We start from the raw sequence: 21,951 nt of genomic DNA on the forward strand, positions 1-21,951 counted from the left end.
GTCCGTCCCCCTCTCTACCCCCCGCCTGATCCTCGAGCCCGCCGCCCGCAACACCGCGCCGGCGATCGCTTTGGCCGCGCTCGCCGCCGGTCCGGGCGCGCTGCTGCTCGTTCTCCCCAGCGACCATCTGATCCGGGACTCCGCCGCCTTCGTGGAGGCCGTCCGGCGCGGCCTGCCCGCCGCGCGCGACGGCTGGCTGGTCACCTTCGGCATGGCGCCGGACCGGCCGGAGACCGGCTATGGCTATGTGGAGCGCGGGGCGGAGATCGCGCCCGGCGTGCTGCGCGCGGCCCGCTTCGTCGAGAAGCCCGACGCGGCGACCGCCCAAACCTATGTCGACAGCGGACGCTACGACTGGAATGCAGGCATCTTTCTGTTCCAGAGCGGCACGTTCCTCGACGCGCTCGCCCGCCACGCACCCGACATGCGCGCGGCCGCCGAAGCGGCGATGGCGGCGGCGACCCGCGAAGGCGCGCGCATCCGCCCCGACGCCGCCCGCTTCCGCGCGTCGCCCGCCCAGTCGATCGACTATGCGGTAATGGAGAAGGAGGCGCGCATCGCCCTCGTGCCCGCCGCGATCGGCTGGTCGGACGTCGGCAGCTTCGACGCTTTGTGGGAACTCGCAGACAAGGACCCGCTCGGCACGGCCGCGCAGGGCGATGTTCTGGCGATCGACGCGGAGAATTGTCTGCTGCGCTCCGACGGTCCGCTGGTGGCGGCGGTCGGCGTCCGCGACATCGTCGTCATCGCCGCGCCTGACGCGGTGCTGGTGGTCCCGCGCGGCGACAGCCAAAGAGTGCGCGAAGCGGTGGAAGCGCTGAAGGCTTCGGGCCGCAACCTGCCCTGAGAGGTGCGGCCCCGCCGCCAAGGGGCGGCGGCGGGGTCGCGACTCGAGCCGCCTCCCCCAGGATCGGCGAGTCCGTTGATCCATATCAGTTTTTCGGGAGGATTGCCGGATTTTTCGCTACGGAAACGAGCGGCTATGCGCAAACGGGCCGGGCGCGAGGGGGCCTGCGCCCGGCCCTGACCGGCAGACAGGGTCCATCCGACCGGCTCCCGGCATCTTAGCACCCTTTTCGTCCCCGCAAAGGCGCAGATCGGTCCCGAACGAAAACTTTTTCGGCCGGCTGTCCTGATGCGGCGCGGGTCCGGCACGCCCGCCATGGCCGGCGGCGTCGCCTAGTTCGACACTGCGCCTTCCGCCACCGGCTGCGCGCGGCGCAGCAGCGCCAGGCAGTCGGCAAGCTCTTCCTGGCGGAACGGCTTGGCGAGGCGCGCGAAGGCGCCGTCGAGTCCTTCCACCTCGGCATAGCCGGAGACGATCAGGACCGGCAGCTCCGGGTCGAGCTCCCGCAGGCGCAGCGCCAGCTCCACCCCGGTCACTCCCGGCATCAGATGATCGGTGACGACGATGTCGGCGCTGAGCCCCTGGTGCAGCCAGGCAAGCGCCTCGGTCGCATTGTCCGCCTGCACCACCCGGTAGCCGAGCTCCTCCAGCATCGCCGCGGTCGATCCGCGCACCAGTTCCTCGTCGTCGACCAGCAGCGCGACGCCGGATGCGCGCGGCGTCTCCGTCCGCGCGCCGGCCTGCCTGCCCTCCGGCTGCACCTCCGCCTCGCGCAGCCAGATTTCGGCGCGCGTGCCCGCGCCGGGGCTGCTTTCCAGCCACAAGGCCCCGCCGAGCTGAGCGGCCAGGCCATGGACCATCGACAGTCCAAGCCCGGTGCCCCGGCCCAGCCCCTTGGTCGAGAAGAAGGGTTCGATCGCCCGCTTCAGCGTCTCTTCCGGCATGCCGACGCCATTGTCCTCGACCGAAAGCGCGACATAGCGGCCGGGCGGCAGGCCCAACCTGTTGTCCCCGGCAAGTTCGGCCTGCGCCGCCGACAGAGCGAGGATGCCGCCGTCCGGCATGGCGTCGCGCGCGTTGAGGCAGAGGTTGAGCAGCGCCATCTCGATCTGGTTGGCGTCGGCATGAACCGCGGGGAGCGGCCGCGCCACGTCGAGCACGATCCGCACCCTCGGCCCGAGCGTGCTTTCGATCAGGTCCGCCATGCCTTCGACGAGGGCGGACAGATCGACCGCGGTCGGTTGCAGCGGCTGGCGGCGCGCGAAGGCGAGCAGGCGCTGGACGAGGGTGCGCGCCCGCTCGGCCGCCTGCAGCGCGCCTTCGATGATGCGTTGGTCGCGGGCGTCGCCGACGCCGCGCCGCTGCAACAGGTCGAGTCCGCCGATGATCGGGGACAGAAGATTGTTGAAATCGTGCGCCACGCCTCCGGTCAGCTGGCCCATCGCCTCGACCTTCTGGCTCTGGCGGAGCGCTTCCTCGGTCTTCCTCTTGCCGGTGATGTCGACCAGGGCGGCCATGGTGCGGGCGAAGCGCCCCTGGGAATCGTGCCAGATGCGCGACGAGACCAGCACCTGCGCGATCTCGCCATTCTTCTTCACCGCTTCATATTCGACATCGTCGAAGCCGCCCTCGGCCAGCAGGCGCGGCCAATGCTCGGATAGGTGCCGTTCGATCGAGGCGGCGGTCATGAAGTCGCGGATCGGCCGCCCGATCACCTCGTCGCGGCTGTCATAGCCCATGAATTCCAGCCAGCGGTCCGATACGCTGATCAGCCGCCCCTCCGGGCTTTGGGAATGAAGGAGCGTCGGCGTGCGCTGATACAGAGCGTCGAGCTCGGCGGTGCGCTCGTCGACCAGCGCCTGAAGGCTCGCCTCCAGCGTCATCCGCTCGGTGACGTCGCGCAGATAGACGGCGAGGCCGTCATGTTCGGGAAAGATGCGCGCTTCGAGCCAGCGGCCCTCGTGCCGGGCCGAAGGTCCGACGAATTCGGTCGGCGTGCGGTCGGCGAGGGCCTGACGGTAGTGGGTTTCGCATTCGGTGCCGAGCAAACCGGGCGCAAGCTCCCAAAGCGTCCGGCCGACCGCCTCGCTTTCGGGCGTCGCGAAATAGAAAGCCGCGATCGCGTTCAGCTCCACGATCCGCCACGACCCGTCGATCCGGTAGAAGCCGTCGAGAGGCGCCGCTCCGGGGCGGGCGACGGAGGGCGCGGGCTCGACAAGATCGAAGGTCGGCAGGACCGGATCGGCGTCCCCGTTCATCCTCGCGCGACTCCCGACACGGCCGCCCCGTCGGCAGCCTGCAGCCGGTCTAGCAAAGCGCCCCGCAATGGCAATTTCGATTTTTCGCTCCCAGCCTCGGTCAGCGCGCCGAAAAGCGCCAGAGGATGCGGTGGCGGTAGGTGTCGCCCGGATCGAGGCGGATGGAGCCGAAATGGGGGCGGTTCGCCGTGTCGGGGAACATCTGCGGCTCCAGCACGACGCTGTCGCCCTGGCGGTAGAGCCGCCCGGACTTGCCGGCGCTGGTGCCGTCGAGGACGTTGCCGGAATAGAATTGGACGCCGGGCGCGGTCGACAGCAGCTCCATCGCCCGTCCGGAGCCCGGATCCTCCACCCGGGCGAGCAGCCGCGGCTCGGCCGCCGGGGCGCGGTCCACCACCATATTGTGATCGTAACCCCGGCCGATGCGGATCTGCGCGTCGGATGCGTCGCGCACTCCTCCGGCGACGGCGCGCGGCGTCCGGAAATCGAACGGCGTTCCGTCCACCGGCCGCAGCTCCCCGGTCGGGATCGCCTCCTCATCGGTGGGCAGATAATGATCGGCCGGGATCGTCAGCACATGGTCCATCGCGCCGCCGGCGCTGCCTTCGCCGGCGAGGTTCCAATAGGCATGGTTGGACAGGTTGACGATCGTCGGGCGGTCGGTCCGCGCGACATAATCGAGCGTCAGCACGTCGTCCTCCGACAGCGCGTAGCGCGCCGTCACCCGCAGCGTGCCGGGAAAGCCCTGGTCTCCGTCCGGGCTGGTGAGCGCGAAGGTGACCGCATCCGCCTCCACCGCGGCGACCGTCCAGTTGCGCTTGTCGAACCCCTCCGGCCCGCCGTGCAGCGCATTGCCGCAATGGTTGGCGGGCACGCGATAGATGTGTCCGTCGATCTCGAACCGGCCGCCGGCGATGCGGTTCGCCACCCGCCCGACGGTGGCGCCGAAATATTGCGGCTGATCGAGATAGGGCCGGAGCGTCCCATGGCCGAGCGTCACGTCGGCGAAGCGGCCGGCGCGGTCCGGCACCAGCAGCGACTGGATGGCGGCGCCGTAGCTTATGAGACCCACCGTCATGCCGCGCGCGTTGACGAGCGTCAGCCGCTCCACCTGCCGACCGTCCGGAAGGGTTCCGAAAGGATCCCGGTCGATCCTCACCATTCGGCGAAGCTGCCGTCGGCGTGGCGCCAGACGGGGTTGCGCCAGCGGTGCCGTTCCTTGTCGGCTTCGCGGACCTTCTGCTCGTCGATCTCGACGCCGAGGCCCGGGCCGGTGGGGATGGCGAGGAATCCGTCCTCCGGGGTCAGCACCGACGCGTCCGCGCAGAAGCTGAACAGATCGTGCCCTTCATTGTAATGGATGCCGAGCGACATCTCCTGCAGCACCACGTTGGGCGTGCAGGCGGCGAGCTGCAGGCAGGCGGCGAGCGCCAGCGGACCTAGCGGACAATGCGGCGCCACCGCCACGTCATAGGCCTCCGCCATCGCCGCGATCCGCCGGCATTCGCTGAGGCCACCGGCGTGGCTGAGGTCGGGCTGGATGATGTCCACCGCGCCGCTCGCCAGGAACGGCTTGAAGTCCCAGCGCGAATAGAGCCGCTCGCCGAGCGCGATCGGCGTGCCGACCAGCTGGGCGATCTGCAGCAGCGCCTCGGCATTTTCCGACAGCACCGGCTCCTCGATGAACAGGAGCCCCATCGGCTCCAGCACCTTGGCGAGCTGCTTGGCCATCGCCCGGTGGACCCGGCCGTGGAAGTCGAGCCCCACGTCCATGCCCGCCTGCTGCGCCGCCGCCACCCGGTCCGCCACGTCCTGGAGCTTGGGCGCGACCAGATAGTCGATCTCGGCGGTGGCGTTCATCTTGACGGCGGTGAAGCCCTGCTCCCGCCGCGCCTGGGCGGCCGACGCGATGTCGTCCGGCCGGTCGCCGCCGATCCAGGCATAGGCCCGCACCCGATCGCGGACCCGGCCGCCCAGCATCTCGTGCGCGGGCAGGCCGTAATGCCGCCCCTTCCAGTCCCACAAGGCCTGGTCGAGCCCCGCCAGCGCCGACATCAAGACCGGTCCGCCGCGATAGAAGCCGCCGCGATAGGCGACCTGCCAGATGTCCTCGATCCGCCGCGGATCGGCGCCGACGAAGCGGTCGCGCAGCGCCTCGAACGCGCCGGCCACCGCCTCGGCATGCCCCTCCAGGCTCGCCTCGCCCCAGCCGAACGATCCGTCGCCCGCCTCGACCCGGACGAACAGCCACCGCGGCGGCACGAATAAGGTTTCGATACGGGCGATCTTCATCTTTTGGGCTTCACATCCGGCAAGCTGTCAGCAATTGGCTATTATACGATAAATGAACCGCGGCAACATCGCTTCCGCGCGAACGCCGCCCTGCGGGCGGAGGAGAAACGGACGAAAATGGGCTGGCGCGAGGGCTATATAGCGGTCGATTGGGGCACGACCAACCGGCGCGCCTATCTGATCGACGGCGCGGGCCGGCTGGCCGATTCGTTCGAGGACGCCCTCGGCCTGATGGCGGTGCCGGCGGGCGGGTTCGAGGCGGCGGCCGCGGACATCCGCGACCGGCTCGGCGACCGGCCGATGCTGCTCGCCGGCATGGTCGGATCGAACCGCGGCTGGCGGGAGGCGCCCTACGCCCCCTGCCCCGCCGGCGCGGACGACCTGGCGGAGGCGATCCTCTGGATCGAGCCGGGGCGGACCGGGATCGTGCCGGGCGTCTGCCAGCGCGGCGCGGCCGGCGCCGACGTGATGCGGGGCGAGGAGGTGCAGGTGCTGGGCGCCGTGGCGCGCGGCCTGGTGCCGCCCGACGCGACGATCTGCCACCCCGGCACCCACGCCAAATGGATCGTGATGGAGGACGGCCGCATCGCCGCCTTCCGCACCATGATGACCGGCGAGCTGTTCGCGCTCCTCTCCGCCCACGGCATCCTCGCCGACCAGCTCAACGGCGAGGTGCGGGCGGACGCGGCCTTCGAAGCCGGGGTCCGGGACGCGCGCGCGGGTGAGGGCATCCTGTCCGGCCTGTTCCGGATCCGCGCCCGCCATCTCCTCGGCGAGACGGTGGGGGAACCCGCTTCCTATGCCAGCGGTCTCCTCATCGGGCGCGATGTCGCGGCGGGGCTGAAGCTCCATCGCGGCGGCCCGCTCGCTCTGGTCGGCCGGCCCGACCTGTGCGCGCTCTACGCCGCCGCGCTGGCCGGGGCGGGACATGAGACGACGCAACTGGACGGCGCTGAAGCGTTTCTCGCCGGCATGCACATGTTGACGGAGATGCTGTGATGAGCGCGCTCGACGATTTCCGCCGCCTGTTCGCCGCTTGCCCGCTGGTGGCGATCATCCGCGGCGTGCGGCCCGGGGAGGCGGAGGCGGTCGGCGACGCGCTGGTCGCGGCGGGGATCCGCATCGTCGAGGTGCCGCTCAATTCGCCCGACCCGCTGGCCAGCATCAGCCGCCTCGCCCGCCGCTTCGGCGACGAGGCGCTGATCGGCGCGGGCACGGTGCTGCGCGCGGAGCAGGTGCCGGAAGTGCAGGAGGCCGGCGGGCGGATCGTCGTGTCGCCCAATTCCGATCCGGACGTGATCGCCGCGACGGCCGCGGCGGGGCTCGTCTCGGCGCCGGGCTATTTCACGCCGGGCGAGGCCTTCACGGCGTTGAAGGCGGGCGCCCATGCGCTGAAGCTGTTCCCCGCCGAGGCCGCTTCGCCGGCGGTGGTGAAGGCGCAGCGGGCGGTGCTTCCGCCCGACTTGCCGCTGATCGTGGTCGGCGGGATCACGCCGGAGCGGATGGCGGACTATCTGGAGGCGGGAGCGAGCGGCTTCGGCCTCGGAGGCGCGCTCTACCGGCCCGGCGACGGCGCCGAGGCGGTGGCGGAAAAGGCGCGCGCCTTCGTCGCCGCGCTGGCGAACAGGGGGCCGCGGTGACGATCCGGGTCGCGATCGTCGGCTTCGGCAAGATCGCGCGGGACCAGCATGTCCCCGCCATCGCCGCCGATCCGCGCTTCGAACTCGCCGCCATCTCCACCCGCAGCGGCGATCCGGGGCTGGGGGTTCCGAGCTTCACCGACCCGGCCGACCTGTATCGCGAGATGGCGGGCAGGCTCGACGCCGTGGTGATCGCGACGCCGCCCTCCGTCCGCCACGCCATCGCCGCCGAGGCGATGGAGGCCGGGCTGGCGGTGCTGCTCGAAAAGCCGCCGGCCGCGACGCTCGGCGAGATCGAGGATCTGGAGCGGCGCGCCCATGCGCTCGGCCGCTGCCTCTATGCCGGCTGGCATTCGCAGCATGCGCCCGCCGTCGCGGCCGCGGCCGAGGCGTTGCGCGGCAGCCGCGTCGAACGGCTGCGCATCTCCTGGCTGGAGGACGTGCGCAAATGGCATCCGGGCCAGGAATGGATCTGGGAGCCGGGCGGGTTCGGCGTGTTCGATCCCGGCATCAACGCGTTGTCGATCGCGACCGCCATCCTGCCGATGCCCCTGTTCGTCGCCGAAGCGCGGCTGGACGTGCCCGCCAACCGCCAGGCGCCGATCGCCGCGCGGCTCGCCTTTTCCGGCGGGGACCATGCGGCGGAGTTCGACTGGCGGTTCGAGGCGGGGGAGCAATGGACCATTCGCGTCGACACGGCGGACGGCCGCTCCGTGGAGCTGCGCGACGGCGGCGCGCGGCTGTTCGTGGACGGCGCGGAGCGCCCCGTGGCGCCGCACGGCGAATATCCCGCGCTTTACGCCCGCTTCGCCGAACTGTTCGAGACGAACCGCGTCGAAGTGGACAGCGAGCCGCTGCGGATCGTCGCCGACGCCTTCCTGATCGGCCGCCGCGAGGCCGCCGAGCCGTTCAACTGGACCCGAACCTCTTGATCGCGCATGATGTCTTGGCGTGGGGGCAGCCGGAGGTTCGGACATTGAGTGACAGAGCGGCCAGGCAGGAGGCATCCGGCTCCCAGGGGCGCAACCTCACTTATGGAATGCTGGACCGGCTCGGCAAGGCGATCGTCACCGGCCGCTACGACGACGCGCCCTTTCCGACCGAGGCCGATCTCGCCAAGCAGCATGCCGTCAGCCGGTCGGTGACGCGCGAGGCGGTGAAGATGCTGACCGCCAAGGGCCTGCTCACCGCCCGCCCCCGCAAGGGCACCAGCGTCCAGCCTTCCGCCAACTGGAACCTGTTCGATCCGGACGTGCTGCGCTGGCTGCTCGAACGCAAATTCTCGCTGGAGCTGCTGCGCCAGTTCACCGAGCTGCGCATGGCGATCGAGCCCGCCGCCGCGGCGCTCGCCGCCCGCGCGGCCGATGCCGACGGCATCGCCGACATCCAGGCCGGCTACGAACGGATGGCGGCGGCGGAGGCGGGACGGGACGATCCGCTGGAGGCCGACATCGCCTTTCACATCGCGATCCTCAGCGCGTCGGCCAATCCCTTCTACGCGCAATTCCAGGACGTGGTGACGACGGCGCTGCGCACCTCGATCCGCTTCACCAACCGCTTCAAGGGCCGCACCGCCAGCCTACCCCAGCACCACAAGGTGCTGAGCGCGATCGAGGGGCGCGCGCCGCATCTGGCGAACGACGCGATGACCGATCTGATCGCCGACGTGATGGCGCTGATCGCCGATGCCGAACGAAAGGGCTGAGATGGACTGCATTGCCGATGTGAAGGCCACGCTCGGCGAGGGCCCGATGTGGGTCGCGCGCGAACAGGCGCTCTATTGGGTCGACATCATGGAACGGCGGATCTTCCGCTGGTCGGAGGCCGACGGCGTCCGCACCATCGAGGTGGACCGCCACGTCTGCTCGCTGCTGCCGCGCGCGCGGGGCGGCTTCGTCGGCGGCGGCTATGACGGCTTCCTCGCGATCGGCCCCGAATTCGATGTCGAGCCGATCGCCAATCCCGAGGCCGACCTCCCCGGCAACCGCTTCAACGACGGCAAGGTGGACCGCGAGGGGCACCTGTGGGCCGGGACGATGGACCGCAAGGAGCGGGAGGCGAGCGGCGCGCTCTACCGGCTCGACGCGGACCTGTCCTGGCACCGGGCGGACGCGGGCTATCGCGTCACCAACGGCCCCGCCTTCAGCCTGGACGGCCGGACCATGTATCACACCGATTCGGCGCGGCAGACCGTCTACGCCTTCGAGCTGAGCCCAGGCGGGGAGGCGACGAACCGCCGCGTCCACCTGCGCTTCGGCGAGGGCGAGGGTTATCCGGACGGCATGACGGTCGACGCCGAAGACTGCCTGTGGATCGCCTTCTGGGACGGATGGTGCGTGCGCCGCTTCTCGCCGGAGGGCGAGCGGCTGGCGGAGCTGCGGGTACCGGTGCAGCGCCCGACCAGCGTCGCCTTCGGCGGCCCCGGGCTCGACCGGCTGTTCATCACCAGCGCCGCCCGCGACCTCGACGAAGACGAACGCGCCGCCCAGCCGCAGGCCGGCGGGCTGTTCGCCGCGACGCCCGGCGTGCGCGGGGTCGAGGAGCCGATGTTCGCCGGCTGACGCGCCGGGCGGGCGGTCAGAGCATCCGCGACAGGAGTTCGTTCACCCGCCGCTCGGCGTCGGCGAGCGCGCGTTCGACCGGCTTGATGCCCGTCACCGCCGCCTCCAGCTCCTCGCCGATCAGGCCCTGGATCGCGCTCTGCCGCTGGACATAGTCCGGCAGCTGCACGCCGATCTCGGCGATGGCGGCATAGTCGCGGCGGTGCGGCAGGCGCTGGAATTCGGGCATGGCCAGCACCGCCTCGAACGCGGGAAGCTGCCCGGTGCGCGCCCATTCGTAATTGTGGTCGGCCAGGAAGCGCAGAAAGCGCGCGATCGCCGCCCGCTCGCCGGCGCTCCGGTCCGCGCGCGGCATCACCCAGGCATGGCCGTCGACGAAGGCGGTCGCCTCTCCCCACAGGCGCGGGAACGGGCGCACCATATAATGGCCGTGGAGCGGCCGCCCCGGCAGGGCCGCTTCCGCCTCATAGGGTCCGATCATCCAGGTTCCGACCGGAAAGATGCCGCCGTCGCCCTTGATGAAGCTCGCCGTGGCGGCGGGGAAATCCTGGTTGCGGGTGGTGAGCGCCTCCTGGTGGATCTGCCGGAACAGCGCCACGATCTGCCGCGCCTCGGGCGTGTTCAGCCGCACCCGCCGCTCGTCCGGGAAGACGATCGCCCGCTGCGCCAGCAGATAGGTGTAGAGCAAGGCGACGTGGAAATCGGGTGCGTTGACATGCGCCTGGATGAGATAGGGCTTGCCGGTCGCCGCCCGGAAACGGCGGGCATGGTCGAGCAGCTCCGCGGGCGAATTGGGGAGGACCGGCCGGCCATTCTCCATCAGCCCCGCCTCCGCCATCAGCGCGGCGTTGATGTGGAACAGGCGCCCGATCGTGTCCCAGGGCATGGCGTAGATGTCGCCGTCCTTGACGACGCCGGCCCGCGCCGCCGCGGTGAACCCGGCCGGATCGATCCCCGCCTCGCGCAGCACGCCGCTCACCGGCTCCAGCAGGCCGCGGCGCTGATAATCGGAGATGACCGACTGGTGCATGGTGACGAGATCGGGCGGATCGCCGGCGGCGACCTGCGCGGACAGCTGTGCATAACCCGGCCAGGCGACGACGTTCACCTTCACCCGCACGTCCGGATTTTCGGCCTGGAACCGGTTGATGAGGGTGGTCAGGATCCCGCATTCGGTGTCGGCGGCGGCGACGTCGGTGCTCCGGCCGTAGACGGCGCCGCATTCGCCGAAGAAGCGCTGGACGACGATCTCCGTCCCGTCGCCGCCGCGCGCGCAGCCCGCCGCCAGCAGCGCCAGCGCGATGGCCACCAGCCGCTTCATCGCACCGCCGCGCCCGCCATCGCGCGGACGATCTGCTTCTGGAAGATGATGTAGACGATGAGGATCGGGATCGACGCGAACACCGCCTGCGCCATCAGGAAGCCGAGCCCGCTCGTCTGCGCATAGTTCATCTGCGCGGAGGCGAGGCCGACCGTCAGCGTGAAATAGTCGCTGGTCGTGGCGGAGATGAGCGGCCACCAATAATCGTTCCACGAGGCGAGGAAGGTGAACACGCCCAGCGTCGCCTGGGCCGGGATGGTGAGAGGCAGCAGCACCTTCCAGAAGATGCGGAAGCGCGACGCGCCGTCCAGCATCGCGGCTTCGTCCAGCTCCTTCGGGATCGCGCGGAAATATTGGGTCATGAAGAAGACGCCGAACGAACCGGTGAGGCCCGGCAGCATCAGGCCGGGATAGGAATTGTGGAGCCCGAGGTCGGCGAAGAACTGGTGGCGCGGCAGGATCACCGCCTGCTCGGGAATGGCGAGGCCGAGCAGCACGAACACGAACAGGGTCCGCCGGAACGGAAAGTCGAGCCGCGCGAAGCCGTAGCCGGCGAGCGAGCAGAGGATCAGCACCCCCGCCGTCGTGCCGAGCGACACGATCAGGCTGTTCACCAGCCACTGGGTGGTGAGCGATCCGGCGAAGATCGCGCGGTAGTTTTCCAGCGTATAGGGCGCCGAGAAGGCGGCGGCGCTGTTCCCCATCAGCTCCGCATTGCTCTTGAACGACAAGAGCAGGGTCCACAGCATCGGCGTCAGCATGACGAGGGCGCCGAAGCCGAGCGCCGCGAGCACGGGCAGCGACAGCCGCCGGGAGCCGGTGGCGGCGCTCACCGCTCGGTCTCCTGCCGCGTCACCAGCCAATATTGGAGCAGGGTGACGCTCAGGATCATCAGGAACAGGATCTCCGCGATGGCGACGGCATAGCCCAGCTCCCACCGGCCGAACGCGGCTTCGAAGATGTAGAGGACGATGGTGCGCGACGCGCCGCTCGGGCCGCCCGCGGTCAGGAGCTGCGCCTGGCCGAACAGCTGCAGCTGCGCCGCCGTCTGCAGCATCACCACCAGCAGCATCGTCCGCCGGATGGACGGCAGGGTGATGCGGCGGAAGGTGGTCCAGCGGCTCGCTTTGTCGAGCGCGGCGGCTTCGTAGATGTCGGCCGGCACCTGCTGCAGCCCGGCGAGGAACAGCATGATCGGGAAGCCCAGCGACCACCAGATGGTGGCGACGGCGAGCGAGGGGAGCGCGAGGTTGGGATCGCTGAGGAAGGGGATCGGCTCGCCCCCCGCCGCGCGCGTGATCTCCGCCACCAGCCCCGCGTCCGGCGTCAGGATGAAGCGCCAGATCAGCGTGACGATGGTCACCGACAGGACCGAGGAGGAAAAGAAGATGCCGCGGAAGATCGCCGCGCCCCGCGTCGCCCGGTTGAGCGCCAGCGCCAGAGCGAGCGCGAGCAGGGTGAGCGGCGGCACGATCATCAGCGCGAGCAGGATCGTGTTCAGCAGCGACTGGTGGAACACCGGGTCGGCGAGCACCAGCGCGTAATTCTGGAGGCCCACCCATTCGCGTGCGCCGAACGGATCGGCGCGGTGGAAGCTGATGCCGATGCCGAGCAGCAGCGGCCAGATCAGCACCGTCGCATAGAGGAACAGGAACGGCGCGACGAAGGCGAAACCGGCCAGCTGCGGGCGGGCCCGTCCGCCGCTCATGGAGCGGCCTCGCCATGGTGGCCGGCGCCGTCCGCGCCGAAGATGTGGGCGGCCGCGCCGTCGATCCGGAGTCCGATCCGGTCGCCCATGCGGATGCGGCTCGCGCCTTCGTCCTGCGCGGTGACCTCCAGCCCGTCGGGGAGCCGGGCATAGACCAAAGTCCGGTCGCCGAGCCGCTCGACCAGCACCGCCTCGGCAGCGATCCCGCCCTCGGGCTCCGTCACCGCGACATGTTCGGGGCGCAGGCCGAGCTGCACCCGCTCCCCGTCCGCGAGGCCCTCGCGCGCGACCCGCGTCTCGACCTCGTCGCCGCCGGCGAGGCGGACGCGCGCATGGCGGCCCGTCCCCGGCACGATCTCGCCCGGCGCCAGCGTCATCGCCGGCGAGCCGACGAAGCGCGCGACGAAGGTGTTGACCGGCCGCGCATAGATGTCCATCGGCGCGCCGACCTGCTGGATGCGGCGGTCGTTCATCACCACCATCCGGTCGGCCAGCGTCATCGCTTCGGCCTGGTCGTGGGTGACCATGATGAGCGCCGCGTCGACCCGCTGCCGCAATTGCGCGAGCTCGACCCGCGTGCGGTTGCGCAGCGCCGCGTCGAGGTTCGACAGCGGCTCGTCCAGCAGGAACAATTTGGGCTGCTTCACGATCGCCCGCCCGATCGCCACTCGCTGGCGCTGGCCGCCGGACATCTGCCCCGGCTTCTTGTCGAGCTGCTCCTCGATCTCCAGCACGCGGGCCGCCTGCGCGATCCGGCTTTCGATCTCCGCCTTGGGGACGCGGGCGTTGCGGAGGCCGAAGGCCATATTCTCGCGCACCGTCATGTGCGGGTAGAGCGCGTAATGCTGGAACACCATGGCGACGTCGCGCGCGCCGGGCGGCAGCGGATCGATGCGGCGCCCCTCCAGCCACACCTCGCCTTCGTCCAACGTCTCGAGGCCGGCGATGATGCGCAGCAGGGTCGATTTTCCGCTGCCCGAGGGGCCGAGGAAGGCGATGAACTCCCGCGCCTCGACGCTGAGCGAGACTCCGTCGAGCACGCGCGTGTCGCCATAGGATTTGCGAACGTCGTTCAGCTCGAGGCTGGCCACGGGCATCCTTCTTTTATCTTATTTATTGCGCTTGTCGGTCAGAAACGGGGAAGCGTCAATGGCTCAGTAGGCCGGGCTCAGCAGCCCTTCGATCACATGATGCTGGATCACCGGCTCCAGCCGCTCGACCACGCGGCAGGCGAGATGGTCGCGCACCCGCGGCGGCAGCCGGTCATGATAAGCGCGCGTGACCTGCAGGTCGTGATGGTCGGCATTGGTGGCGTCGGGCGCGTCCACGCCGACCACCAGCACCGGGCGCGGCGCGTTCGACCGGTTGGCGGTGCCGCGATGGACGGTGAGCGCCGAGCGCGCCGAGATGTCGCCGCGCCGGGGCAGCTTCCGCACCGCCCGCGCCGCGTAGCGTGGCCAGAGATCTCGCGGCGGGAACATGCCCTTGGGGCAGCCTTCGAACTCGTCCCACTGCGTGCCGGGGGCGATTTCGAACGGCCCATGTTCCGGCCGCGTGTCGACGGTGGTGAGGTTGAAGGCGAGCGAGTTCAGCCGCCGGCCCCGGGTGGTGGCCTGCGGGACGGCGAAGTCGCGGTGCCACGGCTGGTCGGCGGCGCCCGGAAAGGGGATGTCGAAGCCGACCTCCACGATCCGGTACTGGCGGGTCAGCACCGCCTCGCACACCGCCACGAACCAGGGATGGGTGGCGATCTCGACGAAGCCGCTGATCCGCTCCGGCTGCACCTCGACATAGAAACGCTCCGGGCCCCGCGGCAGCGCGCCGCCGCGCACCCGCCGCGCCTCTTCGAACAGCGCCATGATCTCGCCGTGCATCCGGTCGGCGAAGGCGGTGTCGAACGCGCCCTGGAGGCCGATGATGCCGTCGCCGTAGAGGCCGCCCATGATCTCGGCCGGCTCGAAGATTGCGGCTGCGGAACGACTCGTCACAGGGACCTCACGATTTATCGTACAAATCAGATTTAACCTCTTTTCGGCGCCATGGCGAGGCCGCTAACAGGCGCGCCCATGAGCCAGACCGAATCGTTCGAAGTCGAACCCGTCGCCGAGGGAATCGCCACCCGCATCACCGTCCGCTTCGGCGGGGAGGAACGGGAATACCGTCTCCCCACCGGCCAGCATCAGCATTACACCATCTTCTTCAGCCAGCTCGCCCGCGATTTCGGCACCCGCACGCCCGAAGTCCACAAGACGGTGCCGCTGACCGACGAGCCCGAGCCCGACTGGCGGCCGCTGATCATGGAGAATCTGAGCCCGCGCACCACCGCCGGCTATGGCGATCCGGCCGTGCTCCGGACGGACGAGGGCTATTGGCTGGTGGCGACGTCGAACGACGCGCCCGACGCCTTTCCGATCCTCCATTCGGACGACCTGGAATCCTGGACCCATCGCGGCTTCGTCTTCCCGGAAGGGGAGGCGCCGGCCTGGACCGCGCACGGCCGCAACGTCGGCGATTACTGGGCGCCGGAAATGGCCAAATGCGGCGACGAATATTGGCTGGTCTACACCGCGCGGGAGCGGTCCAACGCGCTCGCCATCGGCCTCGCCAAGGCGCCGCATCCGACCGGCCCGTGGCGCGACCTCGGCGGTCCGCTGATCAGCGGCCATGCGGTCAACACCACGTCGCTGCCGGACGATCCCACCCAGCCGCGGATGAGCGGCGGCGTCATCGATTCGCACATCTTCATCGACACCAACGGCGAGCGCTACCTGTTCTGGAAGCGGGACACGAACGGCGTCTGGCCGCGGCCGCTGGCGGGGCTGCTCGGCCGCCGGCCCGACCTGATCGCGCGCCTGTTCGACAAGGAGGCCGATCGCCGCACCGCCGCCTTCGCGGCCGCAGTCCAGCCCTGGGCCGACGGCCGCCGGCCGATGGAGCGCTTCTTCCTGATGCAGCTGCTGATCGAGGCGGTGCTCGACAATTGGGCGCATGTGAAGGACGTGCTCGCCGGGGTCGAGGGCGCCGAGCCGATCCTCGACGCGATGAGCACGCCGATCCACGCCCAGCGGCTCGGCGAGGACGGCGAACTGATCGGCGAGGACCGGATCGTCCTCACCAACGATCAGGAGTGGGAAGGCCATCTGATCGAGGGACCCTGGGTCACCTGCCAGGAGGGGCGCTACTGGCTGTTCTACGCCGGCAACGATTTCGGGACGCCCGCTTACGGCATCGGCGTCGCGGTCGCCGATCACCCGCTCGGCCCCTATGTCAAGCAGGAGGCGCCGCTCCTCAAATCCACCCGCAGCTGGTGGGCGCCGGGCCACGCCTCGGTCGCGCCGGGGCTGGACGGCGCGCCGCAGCTCTTCTTCCACGCCTTCTTCCCTGGCACCGGCGGCTACAACGCCTTCCGCGCCCTCCTCACCACCCCGCTCCATTTCACCCGCGACCGCGTCGAGGTCCCCTGAACTTCCCCAGCGTTTCCGCTGAGAGCGTTCAGGCGAGGAATGGGTGAACGCTGCGTCCGGCGCGTATCTGCCACGAGCGGGTCTGACGTTCCGCTCACGGTCGCACCGGAACGCCACAGCACCTGAATTGTTATAGTATATCGTCATGTTATACTGTATCGTGACACTCAGCCGCAGCATAAGCGGCGTGTGATGGAGAGGACCGATGACCCGCAACCCTGCTTTGCCTCCCGCTCTTTCCCGGTCGCCGGAGGGATCCGGAAGCTTCCTGGACCAGAAGCCGCGCAGCCCCGGCAGTCTCATGATCGTCATCCTGCTGCACGGCGCCGCGATCGGCGCGCTGCTGCTCGCCAAGGGTCCGATCATTGTGTCCGACCCCTGGGTCCGGACCGAGGTCGAGTTCATCAAGGAGCCGCCCCCGCCGCCGCCCACCGAGCCCGAGGCGCGGCCCGAACCGCCGGAATCGGTGATCGCACGCGTGGAAAGGATCGTGCCGACGCCGCCGATCGAGCGGCCGCCGGTGATCGACCAGGTGCCGCAGGCGCAGCCCCCTATCTTTGATCCGCGGGTCGGCCAGACCGCCGAACCGCCGCGGATCGAGCCGACACCGCTGCCGCCGATGCCGGTGCCGAGCCCGTCGCCGGTGCGGGTCGAGGCGGACGTCGATCCGCGCTACGCCGCCCAGCTGCAGCCGCCTTACCCCGCGTCCGAAGAGCGGGCCGGGAACGAAGGAACGGTCGCCATCCGGGTGACGATCGGTACCGACGGACGCGTGAAGGATGCGGAGAGGGTGCGCGCGTCGAGCGAGACCTTCTGGCGGGCGACCGAGCGCCACGCCCGCGCCAATTGGCGGTTCAAGCCGGCCACGGTGGACGGCCGCCCGGTCGAAAGCCGCAAGACGATGACCGTCCACTTCCGGCTAACGAACTGAACCGAAGGGGAAAAGCGGGGCTGGCGCCGGGCGGTGCCGAGCACTATCTTGGCGCCATGCCCCTTCCCCGCCCCGCTTCCCCCAAGGCGCTGTGGACCGACCTCAGGTCCTTCTTCCGCCAGCGCAGCAAGCACCAGCTGATCGCCGCCTTCCTGGCGCTCACCATGCCGCTGGTCATCATCTTCGGCTTCATCCGCGACGCGCAGACCAATATCGGCCCCAGGCCGCAGGTCATCTATGTCGAAAGCTGGCCCGAGGACCGCACCGACGAGGAAATCGTCGCGGCGCAGCGCGAGCATCAGGCGCAGCGCGAGGCGGCGCAGGCCGAGCGCCAGCGCCAGTATAAGGAGCTGCAGCGCCGGCTGGGCATGCAGTGAGCGACGCGCGCTGGATGGCGGCGGCGATCGCGCTCGGCGAGCGCGGCCGCGGCCGGACGGCTCCCAATCCCCATGTCGGCTGCCTCGTCGTGAAGGACGGTGCCGTTCTCGGCCGCGGCTGGACGCAGCCCGGCGGCCGCCCCCATGCCGAACAGGTCGCGCTCGACGCCGCCGGTCCCGAGGCGCGCGGCGCGACGCTCTACACGACGCTGGAGCCTTGCGCCCATCAAAGCCGCCGCGGCCCGACCTGCGCCGATCTGATCGTAAAGGCCGGCATCGGCCGGGTGGTGGCGGCGCTGATCGATCCCGACGCGCGCACCTTCGGCGGCGGCGTGCGGCGGCTGCGCGAGGCCGGCATCCAGGTGAAGGTCGGCACGCGCAAGCGCGAGGCGGAGCGGTCGCTCGCCGGTTTCCTCGCCCGCGTGACGCTCGGCCGGCCCTACATCACGCTGAAGCTCGCCATGTCGCTCGACGGCAAGATCGCGCTTCCGTCCGGCGAATCGAAATGGATCACCGGCGAGGACGCCCGCGCCCACGTCCATCTGGAGCGGGCGCGGGCGGACATGATCCTGGTCGGGCGCGGCACCTACCTTGCGGACCGGCCCCAACTCGACGTGCGGCTGCCGGGGCTCGAGGAACGCAGCCCGCGCCGCGCGCTCCTCACCCGCGGCGCGGCGGTGGACGGCTGGACCCGGATCGGCGATCCGGACGAAGTGTTCGGCCTCGCCGACGTCAACGACCTGCTGGTCGAAGGCGGGTCGGGCGCCGCTTCGGCCTTCCTCGCCGCCGACCTCGTCGATCGGATGCTGATCTACCGCGCGCCGGTGCTGATCGGGGAGGGCAAGTCGTCGGTCGGCTATATCGGGCTGGACCGGATCGCCGACGCCCATCATCGCTGGCGCCTCGCCGACACCCGGCCGCTTGGCATCGACCGGCTCGAAGTCTACGAGCGGGTGCGCTGACATGTTCACCGGAATCATCACCGACATCGGCCGGATCGAGGCCGCCGAACAGAAGGGTGACCTGCGCCTGACGATCGCCTGCGGCTACGACATGGCGACGGTCGATCTCGGCGCGTCGATCGCCTGTTCGGGCGTGTGCCTGACGGTGGTGGACAAGGGCGAGGGCTGGTTCGCGGTCGACCTTTCGGAGGAAAGCGTCTCGCGTACCGCGCCGGGCCGCTGGCGCGAGGGCGCGCGGCTCAACCTCGAACGCGCGCTGAAGGTCGGCGACGAACTGGGCGGCCACATCGTCACAGGCCATGTCGACGGGGTGGGGATGGTCGTGGCGGCCGAACCGCAAGGCGATTCGACCCGCCTCACCATCGCCGCCGGACCGGAGATCGCGCCCTTCGTCGCGTCCAAGGGATCGATCGCGCTCGACGGCGTGTCGCTGACGGTGAACGAGGTCGCGGGCGGGGCGGACGGCGTGCGCTTCGGCATCAACATCATCCCGCATACCGCCGAGCAGACGACGTTCCGCGACGTCGCGGCCGGCGATCCGGTCCATATCGAGATCGACATCCTGGCCCGCTATCTCGGCCGCATGATGGAGCTTCGCGACAGCAGGGTGTGATTGGCTCTTGCGGCATCACATCAGGGTGTGATAGCGGCGCCGCATGAGCACTCTCCTGATCGATCGCCTGTGCGAGATCGTCTCGGCCGGCGAGATGACCCGCTCCGGCCTCGCCCGCGCCGCCGGGCTTCACCCCAATTCGCTGCGCAAGCTCGGCGACGGCGACTGGAATCCCACCGCCGACACGCTGCTGAAGCTCGAGCGCTTCATCGCCTCCGGCCGGAGCGGGGTGATGGTCGGCCCCGAGCAGATCATCGAGGAAGCGCGCAACGGGCGGATGTACATCCTGGTCGACGACGACGACCGCGAGAATGAGGGCGACCTCATCATCCCGGCGCAGATGGCGACGCCCGATGCCATCAACTTCATGGCCAAGCACGGCCGCGGCCTCATCTGCCTCGCGCTCGCGAAGCAGCGGGTGGATCAGCTCGGCCTGCAGCTGATGAGCAGCCACAACCGCACCCGGCACGAAACCGCCTTCACCACCTCGATCGAGGCGCGCGAGGGCGTCACCACCGGCATCTCCGCCGCCGACCGCGCGCGCACCATCTCGGTCGCGATCGACGCGTCGAAGGGTCCGGAGGACATCGTCACCCCCGGCCACGTCTTCCCGCTGGTCGCGCGCGACGGCGGCGTGCTGGTCCGCGCCGGCCACACCGAGGCGGCGGTCGACGTCTCCCGCCTGGCCGGCCTCAACCCGTCTGGCGTGATCTGCGAGATCATGAAGGAAGACGGCACGATGGCGCGGATGGACGACCTCATCGAGTTCGCCCAACTCCACGGCCTCAAGATCGGCACGATCCGCGATCTCATCGCCTACCGGCTGCAGAAGGACAATCTGGTCCGGCAGACCGCCGAGGCGCAGTTCGAAAGCCGCTGGGGCGGGACCTGGACCGCCAAGACCTTCCTCAACAAGGCGATGGGCAACGAACAGATCGCGCTCGTCAAAGGGCGGATCGATCCGGACAAGCCGACCCTGGTGCGGATGCACGCTTTGTCGCTCTTCTCCGACGCCTTTGCCGAGGCGGGCTGCCGCGGCGGCCTGCTGCGCGGGGCGATGGAGGAGATCGCGCGCGCGGGGGCGGGCGTGATCGTCGTCATCAACCGGCCGGTGCCCGACGCGCTCAGCCAGTCGCTCAACGTCCGCGCCGGCAAGGCGGAAGCGCGCGACACCGGCGAGCTGCGCGACTATGGCGTCGGCGCGCAGATCCTCGCCGCTTTGGGAGTCCACGACATGATCCTTCTCACCAACAGCCATCAGACGCCGGTGGCGCTCGGCGGCTACGGCCTCGCCATCGTCGGCGAGCGGCCGATCCCGGTGGAAGGCTGAGGCAATGGCGCGGATCCTGATCGTCGAAGCCCGTTTCTACGACCATCTGAACGACCTGCTGATCGCCGGCGCCCGCGCCGCGATCGAGGCGGCGGGCCACGCGCACGAGACGGTGACGGTCCCCGGCGCGCTCGAAATCCCGGCGGCCATCGCGCTCGCGGCGGAGACCGGCCGCTACGACGCCTTCGTGGCGCTCGGGGTGGTCATCCGCGGCGAGACCTATCATTTCGAGATCGTCGCCAATGAAAGCGCCCGCGGCATCATGGCGCTGAGCCTCGACGGCCTCGCCGTCGGCAACGGCATCCTCACCGTCGAGAACGAAGCCCAGGCCCTCGCCCGCGCCCGCCCGGACGACAAGGACAAAGGCGGCGAAGCGGCCAAAGCCGCGCTCGCCATGCTGGACCTGCGGTCAAGGTTCTGAGCCAAACCCCCTTCTCCCCCTCTCCCTCCGGGAGAGGGTCGGGGTGAGGGTCCCCGAGGCAAGAGGGCGTCCGCAAACGCCGGAGCCCCCCACCCTACCCTCCCCCACAGGGGGAGGGGGAGTTAGGCGGCCCCCAGCTCCGGATAGTCGGTGTAGCCCTCCGGCCCCTGCGCGTACCAGGTGGCGCGGTCGTCGGGGGCCAGGGGAGCGTCGGCGGCGAGGCGGCGGACGAGGTCGGGGTTGGAGATGAACGGGCGGCCGAAGCTGATCGCATCGGCCGCATCGCTCGCCAGCGCCGCCTCGGCGGTGGCGCGCCGGTAATCGGAGTTCAGCACCAGCGGCCGGCGGAACACGCGTCTTATCGCGGGGGACACGGGCGGCGCGTCGGCGGCACCGAACGTGCCGTCGGGGCCGGGCTCGCGCAGTTCCAGGAAAGCGATGCCGATCCGGTCGAGCGCCTCCGCCGCGGCCACGAACAAAGGCTCCGGATCGGGTTCCGCGCAGCCCTGCGTCTCGGTGTTAGGCGACAGGCGCACGGCGGTCCGGTCCGCTCCCGCCTCGGCGACGATCGCCTCGGTCGCCTCCCGTAGCAGCCGGATGCGGTTCTCGATCGGGCCGCCATAAGCGTCGTCGCGCAAATTGGTGCCGCTGCGCAGAAACTGGTCGATCAGATAGCCGTTGGCGGCATGGAGCTGGACGCCGTCGAACCCGGCCGTCATCGCCAGTCGCGCGGCGCGCGCATAATCGTCCAGCAGGCGCGGGATCTCGTCGCCGCGCAGCGCCCGCGCCTCGGCATAAGGCTGCCGCCCGTCATAGGTGTGCGCCTTGTAGGGCGCGGTGGTGGCGGAGGCGGAGACCGGCGCCGCGCCGCCGAGGAAGCTCGGATGGACGACCCGGCCCATGTGCCACAGCTGGCAGAAGATGCGTCCGCCGGCCGCATGCACCGCCGCCACGACGGGCTTCCAGGCCTCGGCCTGCGCCTCGCTCCAGATGCCGGGCGCGTACGGCCAGCCGAGCCCTTCGCGGCTGATGCCGGTCGCTTCGCTGATGATGAGGCCGGCGCCGGCGCGCTGCCGGTAATAATCGGCCATCAGCGCGGTCGGCACATGATCCCTGGTCGCGCGGGCGCGGGTCAGCGGCGCCATCAGCACGCGGTTCGGGCAGCGGAGGGCGCCCAGCTGAATGGGATCGAACAGGGTCGGCATGGCGGCTCCTTGACGGGATGG

At 70.3% G+C, this 21,951-nt stretch carries 22 protein-coding genes; 13 read left to right on the top strand and 9 right to left on the bottom strand.

Annotation, left to right across the window (positions count from 1 at the left end; all coding sequences use genetic code 11):
• The coding region (locus ACK4K7_RS00195; protein ID WP_431863096.1) for a mannose-1-phosphate guanylyltransferase at positions 1-847 on the top strand (847 nt) is incomplete at its 5' end.
• 332 nt (positions 848-1,179) lie between these two features.
• Here the strand turns inward: ACK4K7_RS00195 and ACK4K7_RS00200 are convergent.
• The 3 genes from ACK4K7_RS00200 to dgoD form a co-directional block, all read right to left on the bottom strand.
• Positions 1,180-3,105: a PAS domain-containing protein gene (locus ACK4K7_RS00200; RefSeq protein WP_431863097.1), complete on the bottom strand. Its 1,926-nt coding sequence runs from the start codon at positions 3,103-3,105 to the stop codon at positions 1,180-1,182.
• Positions 3,106-3,205: 100 nt separating this feature from the next.
• Positions 3,206-4,267: an aldose epimerase family protein gene (locus ACK4K7_RS00205; protein ID WP_431863098.1), complete on the bottom strand. Its 1,062-nt coding sequence runs from the start codon at positions 4,265-4,267 to the stop codon at positions 3,206-3,208.
• Positions 4,261-5,397 carry a galactonate dehydratase gene (gene dgoD / locus ACK4K7_RS00210; protein WP_431863099.1) on the bottom strand — a complete coding sequence of 379 codons (1,137 nt, stop codon included), beginning with the start codon at positions 5,395-5,397 and terminating at the stop codon, positions 4,261-4,263. Before dgoD ends, ACK4K7_RS00205 begins: the two co-directional genes overlap by 7 nt.
• A 117-nt stretch (positions 5,398-5,514) precedes the next feature.
• On the opposite strand from dgoD, the gene ACK4K7_RS00215 reads away from it, so the two are divergent.
• From ACK4K7_RS00215 to ACK4K7_RS00235, 5 genes are all read left to right on the top strand, one after another.
• Positions 5,515-6,396 (top strand): 2-dehydro-3-deoxygalactonokinase, encoded by an 882-nt coding sequence (locus ACK4K7_RS00215; protein ID WP_431863100.1) that lies wholly within the window; start codon positions 5,515-5,517, stop codon positions 6,394-6,396.
• Complete coding sequence (locus ACK4K7_RS00220; protein ID WP_431863101.1) at positions 6,396-7,037, top strand: 2-dehydro-3-deoxy-6-phosphogalactonate aldolase; 642 nt, start codon at positions 6,396-6,398, stop codon at positions 7,035-7,037. Before ACK4K7_RS00215 ends, ACK4K7_RS00220 begins: the two co-directional genes overlap by 1 nt.
• Positions 7,034-7,969 carry a Gfo/Idh/MocA family protein gene (locus ACK4K7_RS00225; RefSeq protein WP_431863102.1) on the top strand — a complete coding sequence of 312 codons (936 nt, stop codon included), beginning with the start codon at positions 7,034-7,036 and terminating at the stop codon, positions 7,967-7,969. The genes ACK4K7_RS00220 and ACK4K7_RS00225 overlap by 4 nt, the downstream gene beginning before the upstream one ends.
• Positions 7,970-8,076: 107 nt before the next feature.
• Entirely contained in the window at positions 8,077-8,742 is a 666-nt protein-coding gene (locus ACK4K7_RS00230; protein WP_431863608.1) for a FadR/GntR family transcriptional regulator, read from the top strand.
• Positions 8,723-9,598: an SMP-30/gluconolactonase/LRE family protein gene (locus ACK4K7_RS00235; RefSeq protein WP_431863103.1), complete on the top strand. Its 876-nt coding sequence runs from the start codon at positions 8,723-8,725 to the stop codon at positions 9,596-9,598. Before ACK4K7_RS00230 ends, ACK4K7_RS00235 begins: the two co-directional genes overlap by 20 nt.
• 16 nt (positions 9,599-9,614) lie before the next feature.
• Here ACK4K7_RS00235 and ACK4K7_RS00240 read toward each other — a convergent pair whose 3' ends face one another.
• From ACK4K7_RS00240 to ACK4K7_RS00260, 5 genes are all read right to left on the bottom strand, one after another.
• Positions 9,615-10,919, bottom strand: coding sequence for an ABC transporter substrate-binding protein (locus ACK4K7_RS00240; protein ID WP_431863104.1), 1,305 nt, complete (start codon positions 10,917-10,919; stop codon positions 9,615-9,617).
• Positions 10,916-11,752, bottom strand: coding sequence for a carbohydrate ABC transporter permease (locus ACK4K7_RS00245; protein WP_431863105.1), 837 nt, complete (start codon positions 11,750-11,752; stop codon positions 10,916-10,918). The genes ACK4K7_RS00240 and ACK4K7_RS00245 overlap by 4 nt, the downstream gene beginning before the upstream one ends.
• Positions 11,749-12,627, bottom strand: a complete 879-nt coding sequence (locus ACK4K7_RS00250; RefSeq protein WP_431863106.1) for a carbohydrate ABC transporter permease — start codon at positions 12,625-12,627, stop codon at positions 11,749-11,751. Before ACK4K7_RS00250 ends, ACK4K7_RS00245 begins: the two co-directional genes overlap by 4 nt.
• Positions 12,624-13,718 (bottom strand): ABC transporter ATP-binding protein, encoded by a 1,095-nt coding sequence (locus ACK4K7_RS00255; protein WP_431863107.1) that lies wholly within the window; start codon positions 13,716-13,718, stop codon positions 12,624-12,626. The genes ACK4K7_RS00250 and ACK4K7_RS00255 overlap by 4 nt, the downstream gene beginning before the upstream one ends.
• Before the next feature lie 63 nt (positions 13,719-13,781).
• Complete coding sequence (locus tag ACK4K7_RS00260) at positions 13,782-14,615, bottom strand: phytanoyl-CoA dioxygenase family protein (protein ID WP_431863109.1); 834 nt, start codon at positions 14,613-14,615, stop codon at positions 13,782-13,784.
• A 78-nt stretch (positions 14,616-14,693) separates the two neighbouring features.
• On the opposite strand from ACK4K7_RS00260, the gene ACK4K7_RS00265 reads away from it, so the two are divergent.
• The 7 genes from ACK4K7_RS00265 to ribH all read left to right on the top strand — a co-directional run bounded on the left by ACK4K7_RS00265 (position 14,694) and on the right by ribH (position 20,725).
• On the top strand, positions 14,694-16,091 hold the full coding sequence (locus tag ACK4K7_RS00265) for a family 43 glycosylhydrolase (protein ID WP_431863111.1): 1,398 nt from the start codon (positions 14,694-14,696) through the stop codon (positions 16,089-16,091).
• Positions 16,092-16,296: 205 nt separating this feature from the next.
• Complete coding sequence (locus tag ACK4K7_RS00270) at positions 16,297-17,022, top strand: energy transducer TonB (protein ID WP_431863112.1); 726 nt, start codon at positions 16,297-16,299, stop codon at positions 17,020-17,022.
• Between the two features lie 56 nt (positions 17,023-17,078).
• Positions 17,079-17,399 carry a hypothetical protein gene (locus tag ACK4K7_RS00275; RefSeq protein WP_431863113.1) on the top strand — a complete coding sequence of 107 codons (321 nt, stop codon included), beginning with the start codon at positions 17,079-17,081 and terminating at the stop codon, positions 17,397-17,399.
• A 14-nt stretch (positions 17,400-17,413) separates the two neighbouring features.
• Entirely contained in the window at positions 17,414-18,361 is a 948-nt protein-coding gene (gene ribD, locus ACK4K7_RS00280; RefSeq protein ID WP_431863609.1) for a bifunctional diaminohydroxyphosphoribosylaminopyrimidine deaminase/5-amino-6-(5-phosphoribosylamino)uracil reductase RibD, read from the top strand.
• Between the two features lies 1 nt (position 18,362).
• Positions 18,363-18,974: a riboflavin synthase gene (locus tag ACK4K7_RS00285; protein WP_431863114.1), complete on the top strand. Its 612-nt coding sequence runs from the start codon at positions 18,363-18,365 to the stop codon at positions 18,972-18,974.
• 43 nt (positions 18,975-19,017) lie between these two features.
• Complete coding sequence (ribB, locus tag ACK4K7_RS00290; protein WP_431863115.1) at positions 19,018-20,304, top strand: 3,4-dihydroxy-2-butanone-4-phosphate synthase; 1,287 nt, start codon at positions 19,018-19,020, stop codon at positions 20,302-20,304.
• A 4-nt stretch (positions 20,305-20,308) separates the two neighbouring features.
• Positions 20,309-20,725 carry a 6,7-dimethyl-8-ribityllumazine synthase gene (gene ribH / locus ACK4K7_RS00295; RefSeq protein WP_431863116.1) on the top strand — a complete coding sequence of 139 codons (417 nt, stop codon included), beginning with the start codon at positions 20,309-20,311 and terminating at the stop codon, positions 20,723-20,725.
• 122 nt (positions 20,726-20,847) lie between these two features.
• Here ribH and ACK4K7_RS00300 read toward each other — a convergent pair whose 3' ends face one another.
• Positions 20,848-21,930, bottom strand: a complete 1,083-nt coding sequence (locus tag ACK4K7_RS00300; protein WP_431863117.1) for an alkene reductase — start codon at positions 21,928-21,930, stop codon at positions 20,848-20,850.
• Positions 21,931-21,951 lie beyond the last annotated feature (21 nt).

Source organism: Allosphingosinicella sp., from assembly GCF_046295735.1.
In the GTDB taxonomy this organism is placed as follows: Bacteria; Pseudomonadota; Alphaproteobacteria; order Sphingomonadales; family Sphingomonadaceae; genus Allosphingosinicella.